The sequence below is a fragment of the Agromyces sp. C10 genome (genome assembly GCF_023217995.1).
GTDB classification, from domain to species: domain Bacteria; phylum Actinomycetota; class Actinomycetes; order Actinomycetales; family Microbacteriaceae; genus Agromyces; species Agromyces indicus.
In genome coordinates, this window is record NZ_JALPSX010000004.1 from 162,338 (window position 1) to 186,964 (window position 24,627).

A 24,627-nucleotide genomic window follows, 5' to 3' on the forward strand; every position below is an offset into this window, starting at 1 on the left:
CGCGGATGCCGGGCGTCCGGCAGTTCACACCCTCGGCGTCAGGCGCCGAGCTTGAGGTTCGCGCCCGGGATGGCCGCGAGCAGGTCCTTGGTGTACTGCTCCTTGGGGTTGTCGAAGACCTCGTCGGTCGTCGCCGACTCCACGATGCGACCCTTCTGCATCACCGCGACGTGGTCGGCGATGACCCGCACGACGGCGAGGTCGTGCGTGATGAAGAGGTACGTGAGGTCGAGCTCGGCCTGCAGGTCGGCGAGCAGGCGCAGGATCTGGGCCTGCACGAGCACGTCGAGCGCGGAGACGGCCTCGTCGAGCACCACGATCTCGGGCTTCAGCGCGAGCGCGCGCGCGATGGCGATGCGCTGGCGCTGGCCGCCCGACAGCTCGTTCGGGTAGCGACCGACGAGCGTGCGCGGCAGCGACACCTGGTCGAGCAGCTCGAGCACGCGGGCCCGGCGCGACGCGGTGTCGCCGACCTTGTGCGTGTAGAGCGGCTCGGCGATCGTGTTGCCGATGTTGCGGAGCGGGTTGAGCGAACCGTACGGGTCCTGGAACACCGGCTGCATGCGGCTGCGGAGCTCGAACAGCTCCGACCGGCTGACCCTCTCGAGGTCCTTGCTGCCGACGATGATCTTGCCGCTCGTCGCGTCCTCGAGCTTGAGGAGCATCTTCGCCACCGTCGACTTGCCCGATCCGGACTCGCCCACGAGCGCCATGGTGGTGCCCTTGGGGATCTGGAACGAGACGTCGTCGACCGCGGTGAACTCGCCCGACCCACGGATCTTGAAGACCTTCGTCAGGTTCTCGACCACGATGGCCGGCGCCTTCGACGCGGCGGCCTCGACGGCCTCGTGCCGGGCCTCGGCCGTGGCGATGAGGTCGATCGTGTCGCCTGCGGCGGCCGCGGCGTCCTCGGACATCGAGGCCTCGGCCGCGCTCACGCTGCCCGTCGCCTGGATGCGGCGCGAGGCGAGGCTCGGCGCCGCGGCGACGAGTCGCTGCGTGTACGGGTGCTGCGGGTTCTGCAGGATCTGCAGCGACGGGCCCGACTCGACGACCTTGCCCTTGTACATGACGACGAGCTGCTCGGCGCGCTCGGCCGCGAGGCCGAGGTCGTGCGTGATGAACAGCAGCGTCGTGCCCAGCTCGCGCGTCAGCGACTCGAGGTGATCGAGGATGACGCGCTGCACCGTGACGTCGAGCGCCGAGGTCGGCTCGTCGGCGATCAGCAGCTGCGGGTCGGCCGCGAGGCCCATGCCGATGAGCACGCGCTGGCGCATACCGCCCGAGAACTGGTGCGGGAACTGCTTCAGGCGCCGGTCGGCGTCCTGCAGGCCGGCCTGCTTCAGCACCTCGATCGCGCGGGCCTTGACCTCCTTGCGGCCGGTGGCGATGCCGTTCGCGCGGATCGCCTCCTCGACCTGGAAGCCGATGGACCACACCGGGTTGAGGTTCGACATCGGGTCCTGCGGGACGAAGCCGATCTTGCGACCGCGGATCGACTCCATGTCGCGCTGCGACGTCTTCGCGAGGTCCTGCCCGTCGAGCAGGATCTGGCCGCCCGCGATGTGGCCGGTGCCGGGGAGCAGGTTGATGATCGCGTGCGCGGTCGTCGACTTGCCCGAGCCGGACTCGCCGACGATCGCGAGGCTCTGGCCGCGGTAGAGGGTGAAGCTCACGCCGTCGACGGCGGTGACCTTGCCCTCCTGCGTGTTGAAGGCGACCTCGAGGTCCTTGACCTCGAGGATCGGGCGCTCCTCGGCGCCGGTGGTGGACTGCTGCACGTCGGATCCGTTCACGGTCGAGGTCATCGCTGCGCCCTCGCCTTCGGGTCGAGCGCGTCGCGGATGACCTCGCCGAGCATGATGAAGCTCAGCACGGTCACCGACAGCGCGATGGAGGGGAGGATCAGGGTCTGCGGGTTGGTCCGCAGGTCGACCTGGGCCTGGCTGATGTCGTTGCCCCACGACATGGTCGTCGACGGGAGCCCGACGCCGAGGAACGACAGGGTCGCCTCGGCCACGATCGCCGACGCGAGCGAGATCGTCGTGATGACGAGCACGGGCGCGATCGAGTTGGGCAGGACGTGACGGAGCAGGATGCGGAACCGCGAGACGCCGAGCGCCGTCGCGGCCATCACGAAGTCCGCGTTCTTCACGCGGAGGATCTCCGCGCGGAGCACACGGGCCGTGGCGGGCCACGCGAACGCGCCGATCGCCAGCGAGATGGTCCAGACGTTGGCGTACTGCGAGAACACCGACATCACGACGACCGCCGCGAGGATGTAGGGGATCGAGAAGAAGATGTCGCCGATGCGCGAGAGCACCGCGTCGAGCCATCCGCCGTAGAAGCCGGAGAACGCGCCGAAGATCACGCCGAGCAGGGCGACCAGGAACGACACGATGAGGCCCACCGCGAGCGACGTCGACGTGCCGTGGATGATCCGCGAGAAGATGTCGCAGCCCTGGCGGTTGTAGCCGAGGAGGCTGTCGCCACCGGGACCCTGGTTGCTCAGCGAGAGCTGGCAGTACCGGGGGTCCACGCTCGTGAAGAGCGTCGGGAACAGCGCGACGATCACGAGGATCACGATCATGACCGCGGAGATCCAGAACATCGGGCGCTTGCGGAGGTCGCGCCACGCATCGGTCCAGAGGTTCGAGGGCTTGCCCTCGGCCTTGACGGAGTCGATGGCGACGAGGGGCGTCTCCTCGATCGGCGCGACGTAGTGCGCCTGGCTGGGGCGGGTGTTACTTGGCATAGCGGATCCTCGGGTCGAGAACGGCGTACAGCAGATCCACCAGCAGGTTGACGACGAGGTAGATCAGCACCATGACGGTCACGAAGGAGACGACGGTCGGTCCCTCCCCGCGGATGATCGCCTGGTAGAGCGTGTTGCCCACGCCCGGCACGTTGAAGATGCCCTCCGTGACCGTCGCGCCGACCATGAGCACGCCGAAGTCGACGGCGAGGTAGGTCACGACGGGGATGAGCGAGTTGCGCAGGACGTGCACCGGAACGATGCGACGACGCGACAGGCCCTTGCTCGCGGCGGTGCGAACGAAGTCCTGGCCGTCCGTCTCGATGACCGACGACCTTGTCAGTCGGACGATCTGCGCGAAGCTGCCGGCCGCGAGCACGATCGCCGGCAGCACGAGGTCGCCCCAGGGTGCCCCGGGACCGACGGTGGTCCGGAACCAGCCCAGCTGGATGGCGAAGACGAACTGCGCGACGAAGCCGATGACGAAGATCGGCAGCGAGATCAGGATGAGGCTGACGACGAGCGCGCTGGCATCGAAGATGCCGCCCTTGCGCAGGCCCGAGATGAGGCCGATGAGGATGCCGCCGACCATGAGGAACAGGGTCGAGAGCAGCGCGAGGCGCAGCGTCACGGGGAACGTGCGAGCGAGGATGTCGCTCACGGGCTCGCCCGAGAAGGAGATGCCGAGGTCGCCCTGGAAGATGCCGCCGAGGAAGAGCAGGTACTGGACGATGAACGGCTTGTCGAGGTTGTACCGTTCGCGCACCGCCTCGAGGACCTGGGGCGGCGGGGTCTTCTCACCGAACAGGGCGACGATCGGGTCGCCCGGCATGGCGAAGACCATGAAGTAGATCAAGAACGTGGTGCCGAGCAGCACAGGGATCGCCTGCAGCAGTCGGCGCAGGATGTAGCCGGCCATGGATCAGGCCCCGCGCTCTGCGTGTGTTGACATTGTTGAAGAAACCTCACCGTTGTGGAGTGCGACCACACGATGTTACGCGCTCTGGCTGCACCCCGGATACGTGGGAGTGGGGCGGCGATCTGAATGACCGCCGCCCCACGGGCGTCAGAGAGTCTAAACCCCCTCACACCATGATCGAGAATTACTCCTCGCTCTTGGTCACCTGGTAGTACAGGGGCACCGAGTTCCAGCCGAACTCGACGTTCTCCACCTGCTCACCCCACGCGCCGTTGACGGTCGAGTACCAGAGCGGGATCGCGGGGAGGTCCTCGAAGAGGATCTCCTGCGCCTGCTGGAACTTCTCGATGCCCTCTTCGACATCGGTCGCACCGAGGCCGTCGGCCATCAGCTGGTCGAACTCGGGGTTCGAGTAGTCACCGTCGTTCGAGCCGGCACCGGTCTGGTAGAGCGGCGCGAGGAAGTTCGACAGCGACGGGTAGTCGGCCTGCCAACCGGTGCGGAACGCGGTCTGGATGGCACGGTCGGTGATCGAGGTGCGGAACTCCGCGAAGGTCGGGTACGGAGCACCCGTCGCGTCGATGCCGAGCTCGTTCTTGATCTGGTTGGCGACAGCGTCGACCCAGGCCTGGTGGCCACCGTCGGCGTTGTAGCCGATCTGGAACGAACCCTCCCACGGGCTGAGGGCGTTGGCCTCTTCCCAGAGCTCGACCGCGCGCTCGGGGTCGTACTCGAGGACCTCGGCACCCGGGATGTCCTCCGAGTAGCCGTCGATGACGGGCGAGGTGAAGTCCTTCGCCGGGGTGCGGGTGCCCGAGAAGATCACGTCGGTGATCTCCTCGCGGTTGATCGCGTGCGAGATCGCGGCGCGACGGAGCTTGCCCTCTTCGCCGCCGAAGTGCGGGAGGCGGTCCGGGATGACGAACGACTGGAAGATCGCCGCGGCCTGGTTGACCGACCGGTCGCCGAACTCGTCCTCGTAGGTCGCGAGCGCGCTGTCCGGGATGGCGTCGATGATGTCGAGGTTGCCACCCTGCAGGTCGGCGTAGGCCGCGTCCTGCGTCGCGTAGAAGATGATCTCGAGACCACCGTTGGCCGCCTGGCGGCCACCCTGGTAGTCCTCGTTCTTCACGAGGTCGATGCGCTCGTTGTGCTTCCAGGCGCCCTCTTCGGCCAGCTTGTACGGGCCGTTGCCGATCGGGTTCTCACCGAAGGCCTCGAGGTCCTCCCACGCCGCCTCGGGCAGCGGGTAGTACGCCGAGTAGCCGAGTCGGAGCGGGAAGTCCGACTCGGGCTGCTTGAGGGTGACCTCGAAGGTGCGCTCGTCGATGACCTCGAGGCCCGACATCTCGTCGACGTTCTCGTCGTAGGAGAAGCCCTCGATGGACTCGAAGAAGTAGCTCGAGAGCTGCGCGTTGTCGAGCGCGGCGCCGTAGTTCCACGCCTTCACGAAGGACTCGGCCGTGACGGGCTCACCGTTGGTGAACTCCTGGCCCTCCTTGATCGTGATCGTGTAGGTCTGCGAGTCCTCGGTCTCGATGGACTCGGCCATGTCGTTGACCGGCTTGCCCTCGGCGTCGTAGTAGATCAGACCCGCGAAGATGGAGTCGAGGATCTTGCCGCCGCCGGTCTCGTTCGTGTTGGTCGGGATCAGCGGGTTCTGCGGCTCGGAGCCGTTGGTGGTGATGATCGCGGTCGAGTCACCCTCGGGGGCCGCGGGCTCGCTGCTGGTCGAGCAGCCGGAGAGCGCGAGCGCGCCGGCCGCCGCAAGAGCAATGGCTGCGACGCCGATTCTCTTGATCTTCAATGTTCCTCCTGTGAGATGAGCGCACGACAGCACGATTCGCGTCGGTAGGACTCGAAGGTCGGGTCTGGGGGCGCTGGTAGGTGAGTCGAGACTATAAGCGCGCCTCAGTCAGGCAAACCCGACGGCGGAACCGTTACCGAGGCGCAATCTAGGACGGCCGGCCTGCTCAGATGAGCGCGGCCGAACGCACGATTCTTGCGTCCCGCGGCGTCATGCGAGGATTGCCGCATGTCCCCGTCGCGGCGCCTGCGGCTCGAGGTCGCGATCGTCCTGGCCCTCTCGCTCGGCGCCTCGGCGGTCTACTCGATCGTGTCGATCGTCGCGCGCCTGACCGATGAGCGACCGCTCGGCCAGCAGTCGGCCGCGATCAACCAGTCGCGCGCGGTGCGCGAGTGGCTCGACTTCACGTACCAGTTCCTCGACGTGGTCTTCGGCGTGGCCGTGGTGGCGCTCGTCCTCTACCTGCTGTGGCAGCCGGGCCGCGACCCGTTCCGGCGGATCGGCCTGGACTTCACGCGACCGGGGCGGGACGCCGCATCCGGACTGCTGCTCGCGGCGGTCATCGGCGTGCCCGGCCTCGCGCTGTACGCGGCGGGTCGCGCCCTGGGGTTCACGGTCGCGGTCGTGCCGCAGTCGCTCGACGCGTACTGGTGGACCGTGCCGATCCTCGTGCTCGCAGCGCTGAAGGCCGCGCTCGTCGAGGAGGTCATCGCGGTCGGCTACCTCTTCACGCGCCTGCGCGAGCTGGGGGTCGGGCCGTGGGCGACGATCCTCTCGAGCGCGCTCCTGCGCGGCACGTACCACCTCTACCAGGGCTTCGGCGCGTTCGTCGGCAATGCCGTCATGGGCGTCGTATTCGGCTGGGCCTACCTCCGTTGGGGCCGCACGATGCCGCTCGTGGTGGCCCACTGGATCCTGGACATCGTGTCGTTCGTCGGCTACCCGCTGGCGCTCGGCTGGTGGCCCGAGCTGTTCGCTCCGCCGGCCGACTGAACCGGCGGTCGTGCCGCAGGCGCGACCGGCGCCGGCGACGGATGCCGCGGCCGCGACGTCTCCGCGACGTGCCGGCCGCGCGCGAGGGCCACGACGGTGGCCGGCATGGGCGGCAGCGCCTCCTCGGGCGGCTCGACGCGCAGGTCGGCGTCCGCGGAACGGACGCGGGCCCCGTCCATCCAGCTGCGCCGGCTCGGCGTGCAGACCGCCGAGAACGCCTCCGGGCCGGTCGCGAACCCGCGGGTGAAGTCGCCCATCGTCTCCGCGCGCCGCAGCGCCTCGGCGAGCGCGGGATTGCGGCGCTCGACCAGCCCTGCACGCTGCTGCAGTCCGAGCGACCCGGATCCGGCGAGCGTGCAACCCACCATGACGCCGGCGAAGGCGACCGTCGCGACCGCGGCGACGAGATCGATCGGGACCATGCGCACCCCCATTGTGCGAGAGATCCTCAGTGTACTCCCGGGGGTCGGTCGAGGGACCGTCCGGATCCGGCGGCAGGCGGTGGCGACCACCCTGATCCTCGGACCGCCGCGCGCGGTCGGACGGAAGGGATCGGCCATGGACCTCGCACACGCGCTCGCAGCCGCCGGCGTCGCCGCTCGACGCACCCGACGACGCTTCCACGACGAGGAGGAGGTGCGCGCCGCGGAGCGGCGGGTCCTCGCGCGCCGCAGCGCACTGGTCGCGGCATCCGCTCGCCGCGAGCCCACCGAGCGCGGACGCCACGTGGCGCCGCGCCCGGCGAGCGCGTGACGCCTACGCGAACGCCTCGATGGGCGGGCAGGCGCACACGAGGTTGCGGTCGCCGTACGCCTGGTCGATGCGGCGCACGGGCGCCCAGTACTTGTTGCGCACGAGCGAGTGGACGGGGTAGACCGCCTGCTCGCGCGTGTACGGGTGGGTCCACTCCCCCGCGATGACCGATTCCGCAGTGTGCGGGGCGTTCCGCAGCGGGTTGTCGTCGGCGGGCCACTCGCCGCGCCCGACGGCGTCCGCCTCGGCCTTGATCTGGATCATCGCCTCGATGAACCGATCGAGCTCGGCGAGGTCCTCCGACTCGGTCGGCTCGACCATGAGCGTGCCCGCGACCGGGAACGACATCGTCGGCGCGTGGAAGCCGTAGTCGATGAGCCGCTTGGCGACGTCGTCGACCGTCACGCCGGTCTCGGCGGTGAGGGGCCGCAGGTCGAGGATGCACTCGTGCGCGACCAGGCCGTTCTCGCCGGTGTACAGCACCGGGAAGTGGTCGCGAAGGCGCGTGGCGACGTAGTTCGCCGCGAGCACCGCGGTCGCGGTGGCCTGCTTGAGCCCCTCGGCGCCCATCATGCGCACGTACGCCCACGAGATCGGGAGGATCGACGGGCTCCCGTACGGCGCCGCCGAGACGGGACCGCCGTCGTGCGACACCCCGCCCGCATGCGCGTTGCGCTGGGCCAGGGGGTGGCCGGGCAGGTGCGGCGCGAGGTGCGCCTTCGCCGCGACCGGGCCCACGCCCGGCCCGCCGCCGCCGTGCGGGATGCAGAACGTCTTGTGCAGGTTGAGGTGCGACACGTCGCCGCCGACGTCGCCGAAGCGGGCGAAGCCGAGCAGCGCGTTGAGGTTCGCCCCGTCGATGTACACCTGGCCGCCCGCGTCGTGCACGGCCTTCGTGATGTCCTTCACGTCGTGCTCGTAGACGCCGTGCGTCGACGGGTAGGTGATCATGAGCGCGGCGATGCGGTCGGCGTGGTCCGCGATCTTCGCCCGCAGGTCGCCGAGGTCGACGTTGCCGAGCTCGTCGCACGCGACCACGACCACGCGCATGCCCGCGAGCACCGCCGACGCCGCGTTCGTGCCGTGCGCGCTCGACGGGATGAGGCAGACGTCGCGCTCGGCGTCGCCGTTGGCGAGGTGGTAGCCGCGGATCGCGAGCAGGCCCGCGAGCTCGCCCTGGCTGCCCGCGTTGGGCTGCAGCGAGACGGTGTCGTAGCCGGTGACCTCGGCGAGCCAGCCCTCGAGCTGCGAGATGAGCTCGAGCGACCCGTCGACGTCGGCCTCGGGCGCGAACGGGTGCAGGTTCGCGAACTCGGGCCAGGTCACGGCCTGCATCTCGGTCGCCGCGTTCAGCTTCATCGTGCACGAGCCGAGCGGGATCATGCCGCGGTCGAGCGCGTAGTCGCGGTCGGCAAGGGTCTTGAGGTACCGCATCATCTGCGTCTCGGACTGGTGCGTGTTGAACACCGGGTGCTCGAGGTACGACGAGGTGCGGCGCAGCGCCTCGGGCAGGCTCGACGGCAGCTCGCGCACGGCGTCGCCGAACGCGGCATCCGTCGCCCCGAACGCCCGCGCGACGGCACCGAGCTCGGCGGCCGTCGTGGTCTCGTCGACGGCCACGTGCACGGTGTCGTCGTCGACCTGCCAGAGGTGCACGCCGGCCTCGCGCGCGGCCGCGACGATCTCGGCGGCGCGACCGGGCACGCGCACGCGCACCGTGTCGAAGAACGACGCGTGCACGGGCTCGAGCCCGGCGGCGCGCAGCGCGTCGGCGAGCGAGCCCGCCTTCGCCGCGGTGGTCACGGCGATGTGGCGGATGCCGCGGGGCCCGTGGTAGACGGCGTACATCGACGCCATCACCGCGAGCAGCACCTGGGCCGTGCAGATGTTCGACGTCGCCTTCTCGCGGCGGATGTGCTGCTCGCGCGCCTGCAGGCTGAGCCGGTACGCGGGGTGGCCCGCGGCATCCTGCGACACGCCCACGAGGCGACCCGGCAGCTGCCGCTCGAGTCCCTTGCGGACGGCCATGTACCCGGCGTGCGGGCCGCCGAACCCCATCGGCACGCCGAAGCGCTGCGAGGTGCCGACCGCGACATCCGCCCCCAGCTCGCCGGGGCTCGTGAGCAGCGCCATCGCGAGCAGGTCGGCCGCGACGACGGCGAGCGCGCCCTGCTCCTTCGAGGCGGCGATGACGGATGCCGGGTTCCAGACCCGCCCGGAGGCACCCGGGTACTGCACGAACAGGCCGAAGTGCTCGCCGAGCGCCGCGGCATCCGTCGTCTCGTCGAGGTCGGCCTCGACGAGCTCGATGCCCACGGCACCGGCCCGCGAACGCAGCAGCGCGAGCGTCTGCGGCAGCGCGTCGGCGTCGACGACGAACCGGTTCGAGCGCGACTTCGACGCGCGACGCGCGAGCAGCATCCCCTCGACGACCGCGGTGCCCTCGTCGAGCATCGACCCGTTCGCGGTGTCGAGGCCCGTGAGGTCCGCGACCATCGTCTGGAAGTTGATGATGGCCTCGAGCCGCCCCTGCGAGATCTCCGGCTGGTACGGCGTGTAGGCCGTGTACCAGCTCGGGTTCTCGAGCACGTTCCGCTGGATGACCGCGGGCGTGATCGTGCCCGAGTAGCCGAGGCCGATCATCGACGTCCGCACGGCGTTGCGGTCGGCGAGCTCGCGCAGCTCCGCCAGCGCCTCGCGTTCGGTCGCGGCCTCGGGGATCACCGAGTCGACGACCTCCTGCATGCGGATGGCGGTCGGCACGGCGGCGTCCATGAGCGCGTCGAGCGAGTCGTAGCCGAGCGCCGCGAGCATCCACTCGTGGTCGCGCGGGGTGGTGCCGATGTGGCGCCGCCCGAAGGCGTCGACATCGAAGGCCGGTGAGGTGCTGGCGGTCATGGTCTTCCTCGGTCGGGGTACGGACTACTCGCCCGTGAGGGCGCGGTACTCGTCGTGGCTGAGGAGCTGGGGCAGGGACGCGGCGGTCACCTTGAGCAGCCATCCCTCGCCGAACGGGTCGCTGTTGACGAGCTCGGGCGAGTCGACCACGGCCTGGTTCGACTCGACGACCTCGCCGTCGACGGGGGCGAAGAGCTCGCCGACCGACTTGGTCGACTCGATCTCGCCGACGACCGTGCCCGACGTGATGGCGGTGCCCGCGGCGGGCAGGTCGACGTAGACGACGTCGCCGAGCTTCTCGGCGGCGTAGTCGGTGATGCCGATGGTGACGGTCTCGCCGTCGACCTTCACCCACTCGTGCTCTTCGGTGTACTGCAGGTCGGTGCGGTCGGTCATGGGGTGCTCCTCGTGGTCTCGTGCGGTCCGGTTGCGGTGCTGGTGCGGTCGGTGGCGCGGGGCTCAGGCGCCGCGCTTGTAGAAGGGAAGGGGGGTGACGGATGCCGCGATGCGCGTGCCGCGCACGTCGACGAACAGCTGCGAGCCCGGCTCGGCGGCATCCGGTGCGACGAACGCCATGGCCACCGGGTGGCCGAGCGTGGGCGACAGGGCGCCCGAGGTGATCTCGCCGACCCGGCGCGCGTCGTCGCCGTCGCCGTCGTACACCTCGTAGCCGGCGCGCGGGGCGCGGCGGCCCTCGGCGGTGAGGCCCACGAGCACGGGCGCGCCGTCGGCCGGACCCTGCTCGATCGCGGCACGGCCGACGAAGTCGCCCTCCTTCGACAGCGCCACGACGCGGCCGAGGCCGGCCTGCACCGGGAGGATGTCGCGCGAGAGCTCGTGCCCGTAGAGGGGCATGCCGGCCTCGAGTCGCAGGGTGTCGCGGCTCGCCAGACCGCACGGCACCACGCGCGGACCGCCGGTCTCGCGCAGCGCCTCCCAGAGGCGCGCGGCGCGGTCGGGCGAGAGGTACAGCTCGAAGCCGTCCTCGCCCGTGTACCCGGTGCGGGCGACGAGCACCGGCTCGCCGTCGAACTCCGCGGCGAGCGCCCGGTAGTACTTCAGGCCCTCGAGCGCGGCGTCGAAGTCCTCGTCGTCGTTGCCGGGACCCTGGATGCCGAAGCCCTCGGTCTCCTGCAGCACCTCGAGCGCGTCGGGACCCTGCAGCGCGATGAGCGCGACGTCGTCGGACTCGTCGAACACCTCGCAGTCGAACGGCGACGTGCGGTTGCGGAGCTCCTCGGCCACGACCTCGCGGTTGGACGCGTTCGCGACGACCATGTAGCGGTCCTCGCCGGTGCGGTACACGACGAGGTCGTCGACGACGCCGCCGTCGCGCGCGAGCAGCAGCGAGTACTTCGCCTGCCCCTCGGCGATGGCCGACAGCTTGCCGGCGAGGGCGTAGTCGAGGGCGTCGGAGGCCTCGGGGCCGACCACGAGGATCTCGCCCATGTGGGACAGGTCGAACAGCCCGGCGTGCTCGCGGACGGCGCGATGCTCGGCGAGGTCGCTGGAGTAGCGCACGGGCATCTGCCAGCCGGCGAAGTCGGTGAAGGACGCGCCGGCCGCGCGGTGCACCTCGTCGAGGGGGCTGCGTCGTTCGGTGGCGGTGCCGGGGTCGGTGGTGCCGGTTGCGTCGGTCACGAGTTCTCCATATCGCGCGATGGCGCGGCGGTGCGCCGCTCGAGAACTCCCCCTCTGTCATGGGCCTGAGAGCTTCGCGCGCCCCGGGGAGCTTGCTTTCACCTTCGGCGGGAGGCAGCCCGGAGGCGGCATCCGCTTTTCAGAGTGGCCTGGTCATCGCGGTGATGCGACCTGAGAGATTGGCGGGGAGGCTTGCTCCTTCGGTGCCGGCGATGTTGGCTGCCGGCTCTCCCGCGATGCGTCGATGGCCCGATGTGCGGTTGTCGTCGCAGTCTACAACCCGCCGCACGTTGCGTGCTCCCGGTCCGCGGGCGTCATCCGATTCGCGTTCGTGTCACGGTGACTGTAAGCTGGTGCCACTACTTAGCGTCATCCTGACACTAAGACCGTGGCGAAGGGGTGACGGATGCCGCAGCACGACGCGCAGGCGCGCCTGGCCGTCTCGACGGTCATCTTCGCGCTCTCGCCCGAGACCGACGGCGACGGCGTCGAGCGACCGAGCCTCAGGGTGCCGCTCGTGCGCCGGCTGCGCGAGCCCGGCCTCGGCCGGTGGGCACTGCCCGGCGGCTGGCTGCCCGTGCACGAGTCCCTCGACGCGGCCGCCGCGCGCACGCTCAACGAGACCACGGGCCTCGCTCCGCGCTACCTCGAGCAGCTCTACACGTTCGGCGATCCCGACCGCTCCCCCGGCGAGCGGGTCGTCTCGGTCGTGTACTGGGCGCTCGTGCACTCCGACGAGGTCGAGCGGGCGGTCTCCGACGAGAACGTGCGCTGGTTCGACGAGGACGACCTGCCCGACCTCGCCTTCGACCACGCCGCGATCATCGAGTACGCGCTGCGCCGACTCCGCACCAAGCTCGAGTACTCGGGCATCGCGCACGCGCTGCTCGGCGAGACCTTCACCATGGCCGAGCTGCGCGGCGTGCACGAGGCAGTGCTCCGCAAGCGCCTCGACCCCGCGAACTTCCGCCGCACCATGGAGTCCTCCGGCACCCTCGTCGACACCGGCGAGCGCCTCGCCGGCACGCGCCACCGCCCGCCCGCCCTGTACCGCTTCGATCCCGCCCACTCCCCCGTGGCGTCGCCCTCACCGGCGTCCGCGGCGCCGCAGCACGCGGCATCCGTCACCGCACCCCCCGCCCCCAGGCCCGGCACGCACAGCAAGGACACGCCATGAGCACCACCATTCCCGTCACGACGGCCGACGCCGAGCGGGGCATCCGCGACGCGGCATCGGTCGACCGCAGCATCCGCCTGATCACGACCGGCGCGGCCCGCGGCGAGACCTGCACGCCCGACCTCGCCCGGGGGCCCTGGGAGTTCGACCGCGGGCCGGCCGGGTACGGCCCGGGCTCGTCCATGGGCGACGTGATCCCGGCCGGCGCACCCCGCCAGGGCGCGCTGCCCGCCGAGTACCGCGAGGCGTCCGACGCCGAGCTCGACGAGCGCATCCGCGCGGCGAAGGCGACCCTCGGCGACCGCGTCGTCGTGCTCGGGCACTTCTACCAGCGCGACGAGGTCGTGCAGCACGCCGACTTCACGGGCGACTCCTTCCAGCTCGCCAACGCCGCGAAGTCCAAGCCGGACGCCGAGGCGATCGTCTTCTGCGGCGTGCACTTCATGGCCGAGACCGCCGACATGCTCTCCCGGCCCGAGCAGGCCGTGATCCTGCCGAACCTCGCCGCCGGCTGCTCGATGGCCGACATGGCCGACACGTCGAGCGTCGAGGAGTGCTGGGAGCAGCTCGAGGAGATCTACGGCGACCTGACCGCCGTCGACGAGACCGGCCGGGTGCCGGTCATCCCCGTCACGTACATGAACTCCTCGGCCGCGCTCAAGGGCTTCGTCGGCCGCAACGGCGGCATCGTGTGCACCTCGTCGAACGCGACCACGGTGCTCGAGTGGGCGTTCGAGCGCGGGCGGCGGGTGCTGTTCTTCCCCGACCAGCACCTCGGCCGCAACACGGCCAAGGCGATGGGCGTACCGCTCGAGGCCATGCCCATGTGGAACCCGCGCAAGCCGCTCGGCGGCAGCACGGCGGAGGAACTGCAGGACGCCCGCGTCATCCTCTGGCACGGGTTCTGCTCGGTGCACAAGCGCTTCACCGTCGACCAGATCGAGCAGGCCCGGCGCGACCACCCCGGCGTGCAGGTCATCGTGCACCCCGAGTGCCCGATGCCCGTCGTCGACGCCGCGGATGCCGCGGGCTCCACCGACTTCATCGTCAAGGCGATCCAGGCCACGCCCGCCGGCTCGACCTTCGCGATCGGCACCGAGATCAACCTCGTGCAGCGCCTCGCCGCCGAGCACCCGGAGCACACGATCTTCTGCCTCGACCCGGTGGTGTGCCCGTGCTCGACGATGTACCGCATCCACCCCGGCTACCTCGCCTGGGTGCTCGAGGAGCTCGTCGCCGGGCGCGTCGTCAACCGCATCGAGGTCGCCGACGACGTCGCCGAGCCCGCCCGCGTGGCCCTCGAGCGCATGCTCGCGGCGAAGCCGCCGGCATCCGTCACCGTGCCCGCGGGCTCGACCATCGCGGCGGCGACGGATGCCGCGGCCGCGCCCGTCGGAGCCTGACATGACCCGCGTGCTCGTCGTCGGCTCCGGCATCGCCGGGCTGTGGACGGCGATCCGGGCCGCCGAGGCGGGGTGCGACGTGACCGTCGTGACCAAGGCCGCCCTCGGCGACGGGGCCACCGGCTGGGCGCAGGGCGGGATCGCCGCGGCGATGTTCGCCGACGACGCTCCCGCGCGGCACGCGGCGGACACGCTCGCCGCCGGCGCCGGGCTCGGCGACCCGGAGGCGGTGCGCGTGCTCACCGGCGACGGCGCGGCGCGCATCCGCGACCTGATCCGCTTCGGCGTCTCGTTCGATCGCGACGACTCCGGACTCTCGCGCGGCCTCGAGGCGGCGCATACGCGCGCACGCATCCTGCACGCCGGCGGGGACGCGACGGGTGCGGCGATCCAGGCGGCGCTCGTCGCGACCGTGCGACGACGCGGGCTGCGCGTGCTCGAGCACACGACACTCGTCGACCTCGTCGTCGAGAGCGGTCGGGTTGTGGGAATCCGCGCCATCGCGGCGGAACGGGCGGGCGGTGCGTCGCCCTCGAAGAGCGACGCCGTCGTCGCGCTGCGGGCCGACGCCGTCGTGCTCGCGACCGGCGGAACCGGATGCCTCTACCGGCATACGACGAATCCGGACGTGGCGACGGGCGACGGCGTGGCCGCCGCGGCCCGCGCGGGTGCCGTCGTCGCCGACCTCGAGTTCGTGCAGTTCCACCCGACCGCGCTGGCGATCCCGGGGACCCCACTGATCTCGGAGGCCGTGCGCGGCGACGGCGCGGTGCTGCGCGACGCCGAGGGCCGCCGGTTCCTGCTCGAGGTCGACCCGCGCGGTGAGCTCGCGCCGCGCGACGTCGTCGCGCGCGCCGTGTGGCGCCGCATGGCCGAACAGGGCGGCGCTCCCGTCGTGCTCGACGCGACGCACCTCGGGGCCGACCGGCTCGCGGGGCGCTTCCCCGGCATCGACGCCGCCTGCCGCGCGGCGGGCTTCGACTGGTCCCGCGAGCCGGTCCCCGTGGTCCCCGCGGCGCACTACGCGATGGGCGGCGTCGCGACCGACCTCGACGGGCGGACGAGCCTGCCCGGCCTCTGGGCCGTCGGCGAGGTCGCCCGCACGGGCGTGCACGGCGCGAACCGGCTCGCCTCGAACTCCCTGCTCGAGGGCGCGGTGTTCGCCGAGCGCGCGGCGCGCGACCTCGCGTCGGCGGCCGCCGTTCCCGCGTCCGTACCGCCTGCAGGAGATCCGACGGGACACGCCGGGCCGGATGCCGCGGCCCGCGGCGTGTCGGAGCGGAACTCCTTCGACGCGCACCAGCCCGCCGCCGCCGTGGTCGATCGCGAGGCGCTGCAGGCGCTCATGTGGGAGCACGTCGGACTCGAGCGGGACGCGGCCGGGCTCGCCGCGGCATCCGCTCGCCTCGACGCCTGGCGCGCCCCCGACGTCGTCGACCGCCGCACCGCCGAGGACCGCAACCTGCTCGACCTCGCCCGACTCACGGTCGCCGCGGCACTCGCCCGCACCGCGAGCGTCGGCGCCCACACGCGTCGTGACGCCCCCGTCCCCGCACTCGAGAGGCAGGCCGCCTGATGACCGAACCCCGCGAGATCGAGCGCATCGTCACGATGGCGCTCGACGAGGACGCGCCGTGGGGCGACCTCACCGGCGAGACGCTCATCCCCGAGCAGGCGACCGCGACCGCCGAGATGGTCGCGCGCGAACCGGGCGTGTTCAGCGGCGCGCGCGTGGTCGAGGCGACGTTCCGGCTGGTCGACGCGCGCATCGCGGTCGAGGTGCTCGCCGCCGACAGCGACCGGTTCGCGGCGGGCGACGTGCTGGCGCGCGTGCAGGGCCCGGCCCGCGGCATCCTGCGCGCCGAGCGCGTCGCGCTGAACCTCGTGCAGCGGATGGCGGGCGTCGCCACGCTCACCGCACGCTACGTCGAGGCGGTCGCCGGCACACGCGCGCGCATCGTCGACACGCGGAAGACGACGCCGGGACTGCGCAGCCTCGAACGCCAGGCGGTGCGCGACGGCGGCGGGCGCAACCACCGCCGGTCGCTCTCCGACGCGGTCATGGCGAAGGACAACCACCTCGCGGTGCTCACCGCGGGCGGTGCCGACCTCGCCGCGGCGCTGCGCGAGGCGCGCGAGCGGATGCCGCACACCGCCCATCTCGAGGTCGAGGTCGACCGCGTCGACCAGATCGAGGCGGTGCTCGCGGGCGGGGCCGACACGATCATGCTCGACAACTTCTCGCTCGACGACCTGCGCACGGGCGTCGAGCTCATCGCCGGGCGGGCGATCGTCGAAGCGTCCGGGGGCGTGAACCTCGACACGGTCGCGGCGATCGCGGCGACCGGGGTCGACGTGATCTCGGTGGGCGCCCTCACCCACTCGGCGCGAGCGCTCGACCTCGGTCTCGACGTGGCGATCGAGGCGAGCGGTGCCGAGCCGGCGGATGCCGCGGCTGAGGGGTCGCCGTGATCTTCGCCGACCACGCCGCCACGACCCCGGTGCGCCGCGAGGCCGTCGAGGCGATGTGGCCGTTCCTGACGGGGGCGTTCGGCAACCCGTCCAGCCGGCACGGTCTGGGCGAGGAGGCGGCGCGGGCGCTCGCGTGGGCGCGCGACGAGGTCGCGGCGGTGGTCGGCTGCCGACCTGGCGACGTGGTGTTCACGTCGGGCGGCACCGAGGCCGACAACCTGGCCGTGAAGGGGCTCGCGCTCGCGAATCCGCGCGGCCGACACGTCGTCGTCTCGCCGGTCGAGCACGAGGCGGTGATCGCGGCGGCGGACGCCCTGCGCCGCCTGCACGGGTTCGAGGTCGACGAGGTCGAGGTCGATGCGACGGGCATGGTCACCACGGCGGCGCTCGAACGCGTCATCCGACCCGACACCGCGCTGGTGTCGGTGCAGCTCGCCAACAACGAGGTGGGCACCGTCAACCCGGTCGCCGAGCTCGCGGCCGCGGCGCACGCGGCGGGGGCGGTCATGCACACCGACGCCGTGCAGGCGGCCGGCTGGCTGCCGGTCTCCATCGGGGCGCTCGGGGTCGATGCGCTGTCGCTCGCCGGGCACAAGGTCGGCGCGCCGAAGGGCACCGGCGCGCTCGTCGTGCGCGGACGCCTCCCGCTCGAGCCGGTGCTGCACGGCGGCGGCCAGGAGCGGGGCCGACGATCCGGGACCGAGAACGTGGCCGGCGCGGTGGCGTTCGCGACGGCCCTGCGGCTCGCCGAGGCCGACCGGGCGGATGCCGCGGCGCGCGTCGCGGCGCTGACGGAGCGGTTCCGCGCCCGGGTCGCCTCGACGGTGCCGACGGCCACGCCGACCGGGCATCCCGACCGCCGCCTCCCGGGGACGGTCTCCTACGTCTTCCCCGGGACCGCGGGCGAGGCGGTCCTGCTCGAACTCGAACGTCGCGATGTCGTGGTCTCGAGCGGCTCGGCGTGCGCTGCCGGCAGCGACGAGCCGTCGCACGTGCTCACCGCGATGGGGTTCGATCCGGACCTCGCGCGCACGGCCGTGCGCTTCTCGTTCGGTGCGGCGGCCACCGAGGCTGACGTCGACGGCGCCGCCGCCGCCCTCGCCGACGCGGTGTCGGCGGTCCGCGATATCGTCCGCTGACCGGCCTGCCTCCCCTACGAGGCGCATGCATGCGCATGGTTCGGCGGAAACGGGAATAGCGCGCCTCCGGATCTCGGTTGCATCTCGCGTTCGCCGTCGCCATCCCCGCATGGGCGCGGGCCGGCGACGCGACGCACACGATCGAGACAGACGAGGACGCCCGTGACCGAACGCACCGCACCCGAGGCCGGCTCGATCACGATGCCGCCCGGCGACGCCGCCCTCGGATCCGAGGAGGCGATGCCCGGCTCGCGGCATCCGGCCACGCCGGCCCCGCCGACCTCGCCGACCGATCGCGAGGCGCGCGACACGCGGGTGATCTGGCTGCTGCTCGCGGCGACGTTCGTCGTGTTCCTCAACGAGACGATCATGAGCGTCGCGATCCCCGAGCTGGTCGACGACCTCGGCGTCACGCTCACCGCGGCGCAGTGGCTCACGACCGCCTTCATGCTCACGATGGCCGTCGTGATCCCGATCACCGGGTTCCTGCTGCAGCGGTTCCGCACCCGCCCCGTCTTCGGCACCGCGATGAGCCTCTTCTCGGCGGGCACGCTGCTCGCCGCGCTCGCACCCGGCTTCGAGGTGCTCCTCGCGGCGCGCATCGTGCAGGCGACCGGCACCGCGATCATGATGCCGCTGCTCATGACCACGCTCATGACGCTCGTGGCCCCGTCCGATCGCGGCCGCATCATGGGCCGCGTGTCGATCGTGATGTCGGTCGCGCCCGCCATCGGCCCGGCGATCTCCGGGTTGATCCTCAACTCGCTCGGCTGGCGGTACATGTTCTGGCTGGTCCTGCCGATCGCCGTCGCGATGCTCGTGATCGGCCTGCGGCGCGTGACCGACGTCGGCCAGACGCGCGTCTTCCCCATCGACCTCGGCTCGGTCGTGCTCTCCGCGTTCGGCTTCGGCGGCCTCGTGTACGGGCTCAGCCTGGTCGGCGGCGTCGTGAGCGGTCGAGCGCCTGGCGACACCGTGCCGATGTGGCTCGCGCTCGCGATCGGTGCCGTCGGCGTGCTCGCGTTCATCCTGCGCCAGGTCGCCCTGCAGCGCACCGATCGAGCGCTGCTCGACCTGCGCACCTTCCGGACCCGGAACTTCGCGGTGTCGATCGCGATGATGGCGGTGATGATGGCGGCGCTGTTCGGCACGATCATCCTCCTGCCCATCTACCTCCAGGACGTGCTCGGCCTCGAGCCGCTCGCGACCGGCCTCCTGGTCCTGCCGGGCGGCCTCGTCATGGGCCTGCTCGGCCCCACGGTGGGGCGCCTCTACGACCGGGTGGGCCCGACGCCGCTGCTCGTGCCCGGCAGCATCGTGGTGAGCGGCGTGCTGTGGTCGCTCACGCTCGTGACCGAGACGACGCCCCCGTGGATGGTCCTCGTCGCGCACGTGACGCTCTCGACGGCGCTCGCCTTCATGTTCACCCCGCTGTTCACGAGCGCCCTCGGCTCGGTCGAGCCGCGCCTGTACTCGCACGGGTCGGCCATCGTCGGCACGCTCCAGCAGGTCGCCGGAGCGGCGGGCACCGCGATGTTCATCACGGTCATGACCGCCACGGCGGCCACCGCCGAGGCGGGCGGCACCGATGCGATCGCGGCGCAGGCCGCGGGAGTGCGTGCGGCGTTCCTCGTCGGCGCCATCGTGTCGGTCTTCGCGATCGTCGGAGCGACGATGGTCCGTCGCCCGGCCGACATGGTCCAGGCGCCCGCCGCGCACTGAACGACGTCAGCCGGCCGTCGGCGTCAGCCGCAGTCGGGGCGGCAGGTGCGCTGCGAGATCGCGTCGACCAGCACCGTGCCGAGGTCCTCGGGCTGCGCCGCCGAGTACGCGCCGCCCTTGGTGGCCTTGGCGATCTGCTGCATGGCCTGGAGGTCGGTGTCGGGTCCGAAGCCGATCATGATGACCGGAACCGGCTGGTTGGGATCGTCCATCTTCGCGAGCTCCGCGAGGAGCTGCTCGAGGCTGATGCCGTTCTCGTCCTCGTTCTTGCCGTCGGTGATGACGAGCACCGAGTTGACCTTCTCGGGGTCGTAGGTCTCGCGCACGCGCTTCACCGCGTCGAGCGTGGTGTCGTAGAGGCCGGTCGCGCCGCCCAGTCGCGAGGGCAGGGACTGGATGATCCCGGCGATGCGCTGCGTGTGCGCAGCGTCGGCGAGCGGGGCGATCGGGGCGACGTCCTCGTAGTCGAGGTTGCCGTTGCGGGCCGTCGAGAACAGCCAGACGCCCAGCTCGGCCTCGCCGGAGAACTTCTGGACCGCTCCCATCGCGGCCTGCTGGAACACGTCGATGCGGCGGAGTCCGTTCGCCGCGGGGTCCTGCATCGACCCGGAGACGTCGATGACCGCGAGCATGCGACCGCGCATGGTCAGCACACCCCACGACCGCAGGATCTCGATCTGGGAAGCCCCGTCGAGCTCGCCCTGCGCGGGCGGCGCGGTCGCGGCCACCCCGCGGGCCTCGAGCTCGCCGGTGCCGTCGGGGGCGCGGAAGCCCGCCTCGGCGAAGTGGTCGCCGGCCTTCGAGAGCGCCGTGCGGAACGCGTCGAGGTTCTCGGTCCGTTCCTTCGCCATGCGGACGAAGGGGTAGTCGAGGGCCACGGTGCCCTCGGTGGGGTAGGCCGCGACGAGCGGCTCCGCCGACTTGTCGGCGTTGTGCGCCACGACCCGCGCTTCGCTGGTGAGCGTGATCATCGGCGTGGACGACGAGGTGACGGTGGCCATGGCGGCATCCGTCGACGCGGGGATCGACTTGCTGAGCGCGATCATCGCACCGGCGAACTGGCGCGGGTCGTCGGGCGAGGTCTGCCCCTTCAGCGCGTACAGGCTCGCGAGGCTCGCGGCGGATGCCTCGGGGTCGGGCAGCAGCGCGGGGAGCTGGCCGCTCAGCACGCGGGCCCAGCTCACGGGCTCCTTCGCCAGTTCCTCGGCGTCGGACGCGGCCGCCGCGAACACGATGGGCGACGACACGATGGAGTCGCCGACCTCGAGGACCGGCGCGCCGAGGCCGAGCGACGTGGCCGTCGCGCGCGTGCGATCGATCCACACGGTCGAGTCGGGGATCCAGACGTCGGCGTCGGCGGTGCCGGCGGCGACGGATGCCGCGGTGTCGGCCGAGTCCTGCGCGCGCACCTCGGTCACGACGCATCGCTTCGGGTCGGCGTCGAAGTCCTCGGCGAGCTGGGCCACCGACTTGGCGATCGACGTGTCGGCGACGACGACGACCTGCTCCGGCTCGTCGCACGCCGGTTGGTCGGCGGCCGCGAGGAGCGGGTTCAGGTGACCGCCCACCCACAGGTAGACGCCGGACGCGACGAGGGCGATGACCGCCACGCCGGCACCGACGGACAGGATGAATCGGCGGCTCGGCGCCTTCGCCGGAGCCGCGACGCTGTGACGTCCCACGGGGCACTCCAAGTTGAACGGCCGCGCGGGGGAGCGCGCCGATCCCAGTCTGAACGGGTTCCCCCGTTCAGGGGGAAGGGTGCTGACAGCATATGCGAACATGAGCGAATGGCGAACTCGGCCGACGGCGCCGCAGCCGGGCACGGGACCGGAGCGTGATCCGGTTCGCCGACCGGCGTGACGCGGGCCGCCGGCTCGCGGAATCGGTCGCGCGGCTGGACCTCGGCGACGCCGTCGTCCTCGGGCTCCCACGCGGCGGCGTCCCGGTCGCCGACGAGGTCGCCCGCGTCCTCGGCGCTCCGCTCGACGTGCTCGTGGTCCGCAAGCTCGGACTCCCCTCGCGGCCCGAGGTCGCCATGGGCGCCGTCGGCGAGGAGGATGCCGAGATCGTGAACGAGGACGTCGTCGGCCTCGGCCGCGTGACGCCCGGGGAGTTCGCCGGTGTCGAGCGCCGGGAGCGGGCCGAGCTCGAGGCCCGGGTGCGACGCTTCCGGGGAGACCGACCGCCCGTTCCGCTCGCCGGACGCACCGCGGTCGTCGTCGACGACGGCGTCGCGACCGGGGCGACGGCCCGGGTCGCCTGTCGGGTCGCCCGTGAGCGCGGTGCGGTGCGGGTCGTGCTGGCGGTGCCCGTGGCCTCGCCGCGGGCGCTCGAGGGCATCCCGGAGGCGGACGAGGTGGTGTGCCTCGAGGCGCCGCCGGGCTTCATGTCGGTGGGCATGCACTATCTCGACTTCCGGCAGACGGAGGACCGCGAGGTGTCCGACGTCCTCGCTCGCGCGCACGCCCGCCGCCGCGGTCAGGACGACTCGCCGACGCCCTGAGCACAGCCGGAGCACGCCGCGCAACCCCGTTCACGTCGCGGCCCGTCCGCGGTTGAGTGTGTTCGAGCCCGAACGGGAAGGTGGAACAACCGTGGAGATGGACACCAGCACCATCATCTGGATCGTCGTCGGCGTGATCGCCCTCATCGCCCTCATCGCCGTCATCGCCTGGATCGCGAGCTCCAACCGGCGTCGCGAGAAGCAGGTCGAGGGCCGGCGCCACGAGGCCGCGGAGATGCGCGATCGAGCGGCCGAGGTCGAAGAGGCCGCGCGCGAACGCGAGGTCCGCGCGGCGAAGGCGGACGCCGCTGCCCGCGACGCGCAGGCCAAGGCGGCGGAGGCGCAGCTCGAGGCCGAGCGCCTGGCCGACCGCAGCCGCGAGCACCGCTCCGATGCGGATCGGCTGCGTGCCGAGCGCGATGAGCACGCGCGCGGCGCGGAAGCCGTGGACCCGGATGTCCTCGACGGCGGCGACCGCACGCCGTCCGAAGGCGAACCGCGCCGCTAGTCCGCGGTCCCGACCCCGGTCATCCGAACACGTGACGGATGCCGAGGGCCTCGTCGACGCCGGCGTGCACGTCGTCGAGGCAGCATCCGTTCGGGCATCGATACGAACTGACGGCCAGGCCGGCGTCGCCCATCGTGGGGACGACGGTCACGAGCGCGGCGGCGGTCGCACCGCAGTCGGGGCAGGTCACGCGGGTCCATCGATCGGTCACGGGTGCGTCTCCTCGGGGTCGTCGGTGGCGTCGGTACTGTCGGTGCGGTCGGTGCTGTCGGTGTCGTCGGCGGTCTCGGCGGTTTCGGTGTCGGTCCCCGGCCGGACCGTCCCCTCGCCGGTCGCGAGGCCCTCCCCGAGCGAGGCGAGCTCGGCGTCGAGGTCGTCCTCGGCGGTCCAGGCCGCGGTGAGGACCTCGCCCGCGCCGTGGGTGAGGTCGATCAGGCCCACGAGCAGGTCGCGGAGGCTGCGCGAGCCGAGGAGCCGGACCTGGTCGAGCGGCGTGAGCGGCGCGATCCCCGCGAGCTGCCACGCGGATGCCACGGGGTCGTCGCTGAGTCCCACGTCCGCGTCCCACGGCAGCTCGACGAACTCGCTCGCCCTGGCGATCGTCCGCCGGACGACGAGTTCGGCCTGCGCCAGGAGCGGGGCGAGCGACGGATCCCATTCGAGCTCGGGCACGTCGCGGACGATGGCCGCGGGATGCGGATCGTCGTCGAGCCACTCGACGACCTCGATGCGCCGACCGCCGCGCGCGAGGACGGCGAGCATCCCGTCGGTCTCGCCGAGTTCGGTCACCTCCGCGACCGTCCCGTGACGGAAGCGTCGCTGGGCCTCCGCGCCCGCGGCCTCGCGTCCGCTCTCGATGAGCACGACGCCGAACTCGGCGGGGCGGGCGCCGAGCACGCGCGACATCATCACGAGGTAGCGCTCCTCGAACACGCGCAGCGCGAGCGGCATGTGCGGGAACAGCACGCTGCCGAGCGGGAACATCGCGAACGGGGCCATGCGGCGAGTGAACCACCGTGCGGCTGGGAACGGGGCCCGAATCAGCGGCCTCGCGGCATCCCCTCAGCCCTACTTCAGCAGCCGGGAGCGCACGCGGTCGGCGAGCGGCTTGCCGCCCGTCTGGCAGGTCGGGCAGTACTGGAACGTCGAGTCGTGGAACTCGACCTGTCGGATCGTGTCGCCGCAGACCGGACACGCCTCGCCGGTCCGGCCGTGGACGCGCAGGCGTCGGCGCTTGGCGTCCTTCAGTTCGGCGGCGGGCCGCCCGGATGCCTCGGCGAGCGCCTCCCCGAGGGTCTCCCGCATCGCCGCGTAGAGCCGCGCGACCTCGTCGGGCGTGAGGGACGCGGCGAGCTTGTACGGCGACATCTTCGCGGCGTGGAGGATCTCGTCGGAGTACGCGTTGCCGATGCCCGCGAGGGGTGCGCCGGCCGGCGAGCAGGGCGGCGAACTCGTCAGGACCGAACCCCTCGGTCATGGGATCGGGACCCAGTCGGGCGATGCCCGGCACCTGCTCCGGATCGCGGACCACGTACACCGCGAGCGACTTCTTGGTGCCGGCCTCGGTCAGGTCGAACCCGGAGCCGTCGTCGAGGCGGACGCGCAGGGCGATGGGCGACTTGCCCGGACGGAGCACGGTCGCGGGCACCTCGTCGTACCAGCGCAACCACCCGGCGCGCGCGAGGTGGAAGGCGAGGTGCAGCGAGTCGGCAGCTCCGGCGTCGGCATCCGCGCCGAACTCGAGGTCGAGGAACTTGCCGTGCCGGGAGACCGCGGTGACGGTTCGTCCCTCGAGCGCCTGGAGCGGCGGGTCGAACGTCTTCAGCGCGGAGATCGCCGCCACGCGTGCCGAGGCGACGGCACGCCCGACCGCGCGCTCGCGGAGGAACCCGGCGAGCGCCTCGACCTCGGGCATCTCCGGCACTCCCCCATCG

Annotated in this window: 21 protein-coding genes, 1 pseudogene and 1 riboswitch; of the genes and pseudogenes, 10 read left to right on the forward strand and 12 right to left on the reverse strand. The window is 72.0% G+C overall.

What is annotated here, in order from left to right:
• Nucleotides 1–38: 38 nt before the first annotated feature.
• The 4 genes from M1L56_RS05960 to M1L56_RS05975 form a co-directional block, all read right to left on the reverse strand.
• Nucleotides 39–1,808 carry an ABC transporter ATP-binding protein gene (locus M1L56_RS05960; RefSeq protein ID WP_248598539.1) on the reverse strand — a complete coding sequence of 590 codons (1,770 nt, stop codon included), beginning with the start codon at nt 1,806–1,808 and terminating at the stop codon, nt 39–41.
• On the reverse strand, nt 1,805–2,755 hold the full coding sequence (locus M1L56_RS05965; protein ID WP_248598540.1) for an ABC transporter permease: 951 nt from the start codon (nt 2,753–2,755) through the stop codon (nt 1,805–1,807). Before M1L56_RS05965 ends, M1L56_RS05960 begins: the two co-directional genes overlap by 4 nt.
• On the reverse strand, nt 2,745–3,674 hold the full coding sequence (locus M1L56_RS05970) for an ABC transporter permease (RefSeq protein ID WP_248598541.1): 930 nt from the start codon (nt 3,672–3,674) through the stop codon (nt 2,745–2,747). Before M1L56_RS05970 ends, M1L56_RS05965 begins: the two co-directional genes overlap by 11 nt.
• A 184-nt stretch (nt 3,675–3,858) precedes the next feature.
• Entirely contained in the window at nt 3,859–5,481 is a 1,623-nt protein-coding gene (locus tag M1L56_RS05975; protein ID WP_067949416.1) for an ABC transporter substrate-binding protein, read from the reverse strand.
• Nucleotides 5,482–5,709: 228 nt separating this feature from the next.
• Between M1L56_RS05975 and M1L56_RS05980 the strand changes: the two genes are divergently transcribed.
• The gene (locus M1L56_RS05980) at nt 5,710–6,474 is read left to right on the forward strand and encodes a CPBP family intramembrane glutamic endopeptidase (RefSeq protein ID WP_067949418.1); all 765 of its coding nucleotides are present in this window, start codon (nt 5,710–5,712) and stop codon (nt 6,472–6,474) included.
• Here the strand turns inward: M1L56_RS05980 and M1L56_RS05985 are convergent.
• Nucleotides 6,420–6,896 carry a hypothetical protein gene (locus tag M1L56_RS05985; RefSeq protein WP_157356824.1) on the reverse strand — a complete coding sequence of 159 codons (477 nt, stop codon included), beginning with the start codon at nt 6,894–6,896 and terminating at the stop codon, nt 6,420–6,422. The two genes, M1L56_RS05980 and M1L56_RS05985, sit on opposite strands and share 55 nt — an antisense overlap.
• Nucleotides 6,897–7,032: 136 nt before the next feature.
• Here M1L56_RS05985 and M1L56_RS05990 point away from each other — a divergent pair, with 136 nt between their 5' ends.
• Nucleotides 7,033–7,227, forward strand: a complete 195-nt coding sequence (locus tag M1L56_RS05990) for a hypothetical protein (protein WP_248598542.1) — start codon at nt 7,033–7,035, stop codon at nt 7,225–7,227.
• 3 nt (nt 7,228–7,230) lie between these two features.
• Here M1L56_RS05990 and gcvP read toward each other — a convergent pair whose 3' ends face one another.
• The 3 genes from gcvP to gcvT form a co-directional block, all read right to left on the reverse strand.
• A complete protein-coding gene (gene gcvP, locus M1L56_RS05995) occupies nt 7,231–10,125 on the reverse strand; it encodes an aminomethyl-transferring glycine dehydrogenase (RefSeq protein ID WP_282573328.1) in 2,895 nt (964 codons plus the stop codon).
• A 24-nt stretch (nt 10,126–10,149) separates the two neighbouring features.
• Nucleotides 10,150–10,521: a glycine cleavage system protein GcvH gene (gene gcvH / locus M1L56_RS06000; protein WP_248598543.1), complete on the reverse strand. Its 372-nt coding sequence runs from the start codon at nt 10,519–10,521 to the stop codon at nt 10,150–10,152.
• Nucleotides 10,522–10,584: 63 nt separating this feature from the next.
• A complete protein-coding gene (gene gcvT / locus M1L56_RS06005; protein ID WP_248598544.1) occupies nt 10,585–11,766 on the reverse strand; it encodes a glycine cleavage system aminomethyltransferase GcvT in 1,182 nt (393 codons plus the stop codon).
• A 149-nt stretch (nt 11,767–11,915) separates the two neighbouring features.
• A riboswitch (glycine riboswitch) is annotated at nt 11,916–12,010 on the reverse strand.
• 162 nt (nt 12,011–12,172) lie between these two features.
• Between gcvT and M1L56_RS06010 the strand changes: the two genes are divergently transcribed.
• The 6 genes from M1L56_RS06010 to M1L56_RS06035 all read left to right on the forward strand — a co-directional run bounded on the left by M1L56_RS06010 (nt 12,173) and on the right by M1L56_RS06035 (nt 19,679).
• Nucleotides 12,173–12,943, forward strand: coding sequence for an NUDIX domain-containing protein (locus M1L56_RS06010; RefSeq protein ID WP_248598545.1), 771 nt, complete (start codon nt 12,173–12,175; stop codon nt 12,941–12,943).
• On the forward strand, nt 12,940–14,346 hold the full coding sequence (gene nadA / locus M1L56_RS06015) for a quinolinate synthase NadA (RefSeq protein ID WP_248598546.1): 1,407 nt from the start codon (nt 12,940–12,942) through the stop codon (nt 14,344–14,346). The genes M1L56_RS06010 and nadA overlap by 4 nt, the downstream gene beginning before the upstream one ends.
• A gap of 1 nt (nt 14,347) precedes the next feature.
• A complete protein-coding gene (gene nadB / locus M1L56_RS06020) occupies nt 14,348–15,922 on the forward strand; it encodes an L-aspartate oxidase (protein ID WP_248598547.1) in 1,575 nt (524 codons plus the stop codon).
• Nucleotides 15,922–16,818: a carboxylating nicotinate-nucleotide diphosphorylase gene (gene nadC / locus M1L56_RS06025; RefSeq protein WP_248598548.1), complete on the forward strand. Its 897-nt coding sequence runs from the start codon at nt 15,922–15,924 to the stop codon at nt 16,816–16,818. The genes nadB and nadC overlap by 1 nt, the downstream gene beginning before the upstream one ends.
• Nucleotides 16,815–17,957 (forward strand): cysteine desulfurase family protein, encoded by a 1,143-nt coding sequence (locus tag M1L56_RS06030; protein WP_248598549.1) that lies wholly within the window; start codon nt 16,815–16,817, stop codon nt 17,955–17,957. Before nadC ends, M1L56_RS06030 begins: the two co-directional genes overlap by 4 nt.
• A 240-nt stretch (nt 17,958–18,197) precedes the next feature.
• Nucleotides 18,198–19,679 (forward strand): MDR family MFS transporter, encoded by a 1,482-nt coding sequence (locus M1L56_RS06035; protein WP_248598624.1) that lies wholly within the window; start codon nt 18,198–18,200, stop codon nt 19,677–19,679.
• A 23-nt stretch (nt 19,680–19,702) separates the two neighbouring features.
• Here the strand turns inward: M1L56_RS06035 and M1L56_RS06040 are convergent, their stop codons facing one another.
• Entirely contained in the window at nt 19,703–21,361 is a 1,659-nt protein-coding gene (locus M1L56_RS06040) for a substrate-binding domain-containing protein (protein ID WP_067949439.1), read from the reverse strand.
• A 155-nt stretch (nt 21,362–21,516) separates the two neighbouring features.
• On the opposite strand from M1L56_RS06040, the gene M1L56_RS06045 reads away from it, so the two are divergent.
• Together M1L56_RS06045 and M1L56_RS06050 are read left to right on the forward strand one after the other, a co-directional pair.
• Nucleotides 21,517–22,185 carry a phosphoribosyltransferase family protein gene (locus M1L56_RS06045; RefSeq protein WP_248598550.1) on the forward strand — a complete coding sequence of 223 codons (669 nt, stop codon included), beginning with the start codon at nt 21,517–21,519 and terminating at the stop codon, nt 22,183–22,185.
• Between the two features lie 97 nt (nt 22,186–22,282).
• Entirely contained in the window at nt 22,283–22,693 is a 411-nt protein-coding gene (locus M1L56_RS06050) for a hypothetical protein (RefSeq protein ID WP_248598551.1), read from the forward strand.
• 19 nt (nt 22,694–22,712) lie between these two features.
• Here the strand turns inward: M1L56_RS06050 and M1L56_RS06055 are convergent, their stop codons facing one another.
• From M1L56_RS06055 to M1L56_RS06065, 3 genes and pseudogenes are all read right to left on the reverse strand, one after another.
• On the reverse strand, nt 22,713–22,904 hold the full coding sequence (locus M1L56_RS06055; protein ID WP_248598552.1) for a hypothetical protein: 192 nt from the start codon (nt 22,902–22,904) through the stop codon (nt 22,713–22,715).
• Nucleotides 22,901–23,692, reverse strand: a complete 792-nt coding sequence (locus tag M1L56_RS06060; RefSeq protein WP_248598553.1) for an LON peptidase substrate-binding domain-containing protein — start codon at nt 23,690–23,692, stop codon at nt 22,901–22,903. The genes M1L56_RS06055 and M1L56_RS06060 overlap by 4 nt, the downstream gene beginning before the upstream one ends.
• Nucleotides 23,693–23,761: 69 nt before the next feature.
• Nucleotides 23,762–24,617: pseudogene (locus M1L56_RS06065) on the reverse strand (DNA-formamidopyrimidine glycosylase family protein).
• Nucleotides 24,618–24,627 lie beyond the last annotated feature (10 nt).

Coding starts and splice junctions, on each gene's coding strand:
- M1L56_RS05985 (WP_157356824.1), bottom strand. CDS start 6,896: ATGGTCCCGATCGATCTCGTCGCCGCGGTCGCGACGGTCGCCTTCGCC.
- M1L56_RS05970 (WP_248598541.1), bottom strand. CDS start 3,674: ATGGCCGGCTACATCCTGCGCCGACTGCTGCAGGCGATCCCTGTGCTG.
- nadC (WP_248598548.1), top strand. CDS start 15,922: ATGACCGAACCCCGCGAGATCGAGCGCATCGTCACGATGGCGCTCGAC.
- nadA (WP_248598546.1), top strand. CDS start 12,940: ATGAGCACCACCATTCCCGTCACGACGGCCGACGCCGAGCGGGGCATC.
- M1L56_RS06035 (WP_248598624.1), top strand. CDS start 18,198: ATGCCCGGCTCGCGGCATCCGGCCACGCCGGCCCCGCCGACCTCGCCG.
- M1L56_RS06010 (WP_248598545.1), top strand. CDS start 12,173: ATGCCGCAGCACGACGCGCAGGCGCGCCTGGCCGTCTCGACGGTCATC.
- M1L56_RS05960 (WP_248598539.1), bottom strand. CDS start 1,808: ATGACCTCGACCGTGAACGGATCCGACGTGCAGCAGTCCACCACCGGC.
- M1L56_RS05980 (WP_067949418.1), top strand. CDS start 5,710: ATGTCCCCGTCGCGGCGCCTGCGGCTCGAGGTCGCGATCGTCCTGGCC.
- nadB (WP_248598547.1), top strand. CDS start 14,348: ATGACCCGCGTGCTCGTCGTCGGCTCCGGCATCGCCGGGCTGTGGACG.
- M1L56_RS06060 (WP_248598553.1), bottom strand. CDS start 23,692: ATGGCCCCGTTCGCGATGTTCCCGCTCGGCAGCGTGCTGTTCCCGCAC.
- M1L56_RS05965 (WP_248598540.1), bottom strand. CDS start 2,755: ATGCCAAGTAACACCCGCCCCAGCCAGGCGCACTACGTCGCGCCGATC.
- gcvP (WP_282573328.1), bottom strand. CDS start 10,125: ATGACCGCCAGCACCTCACCGGCCTTCGATGTCGACGCCTTCGGGCGG.
- gcvH (WP_248598543.1), bottom strand. CDS start 10,521: ATGACCGACCGCACCGACCTGCAGTACACCGAAGAGCACGAGTGGGTG.
- M1L56_RS05990 (WP_248598542.1), top strand. CDS start 7,033: ATGGACCTCGCACACGCGCTCGCAGCCGCCGGCGTCGCCGCTCGACGC.
- M1L56_RS06050 (WP_248598551.1), top strand. CDS start 22,283: ATGGACACCAGCACCATCATCTGGATCGTCGTCGGCGTGATCGCCCTC.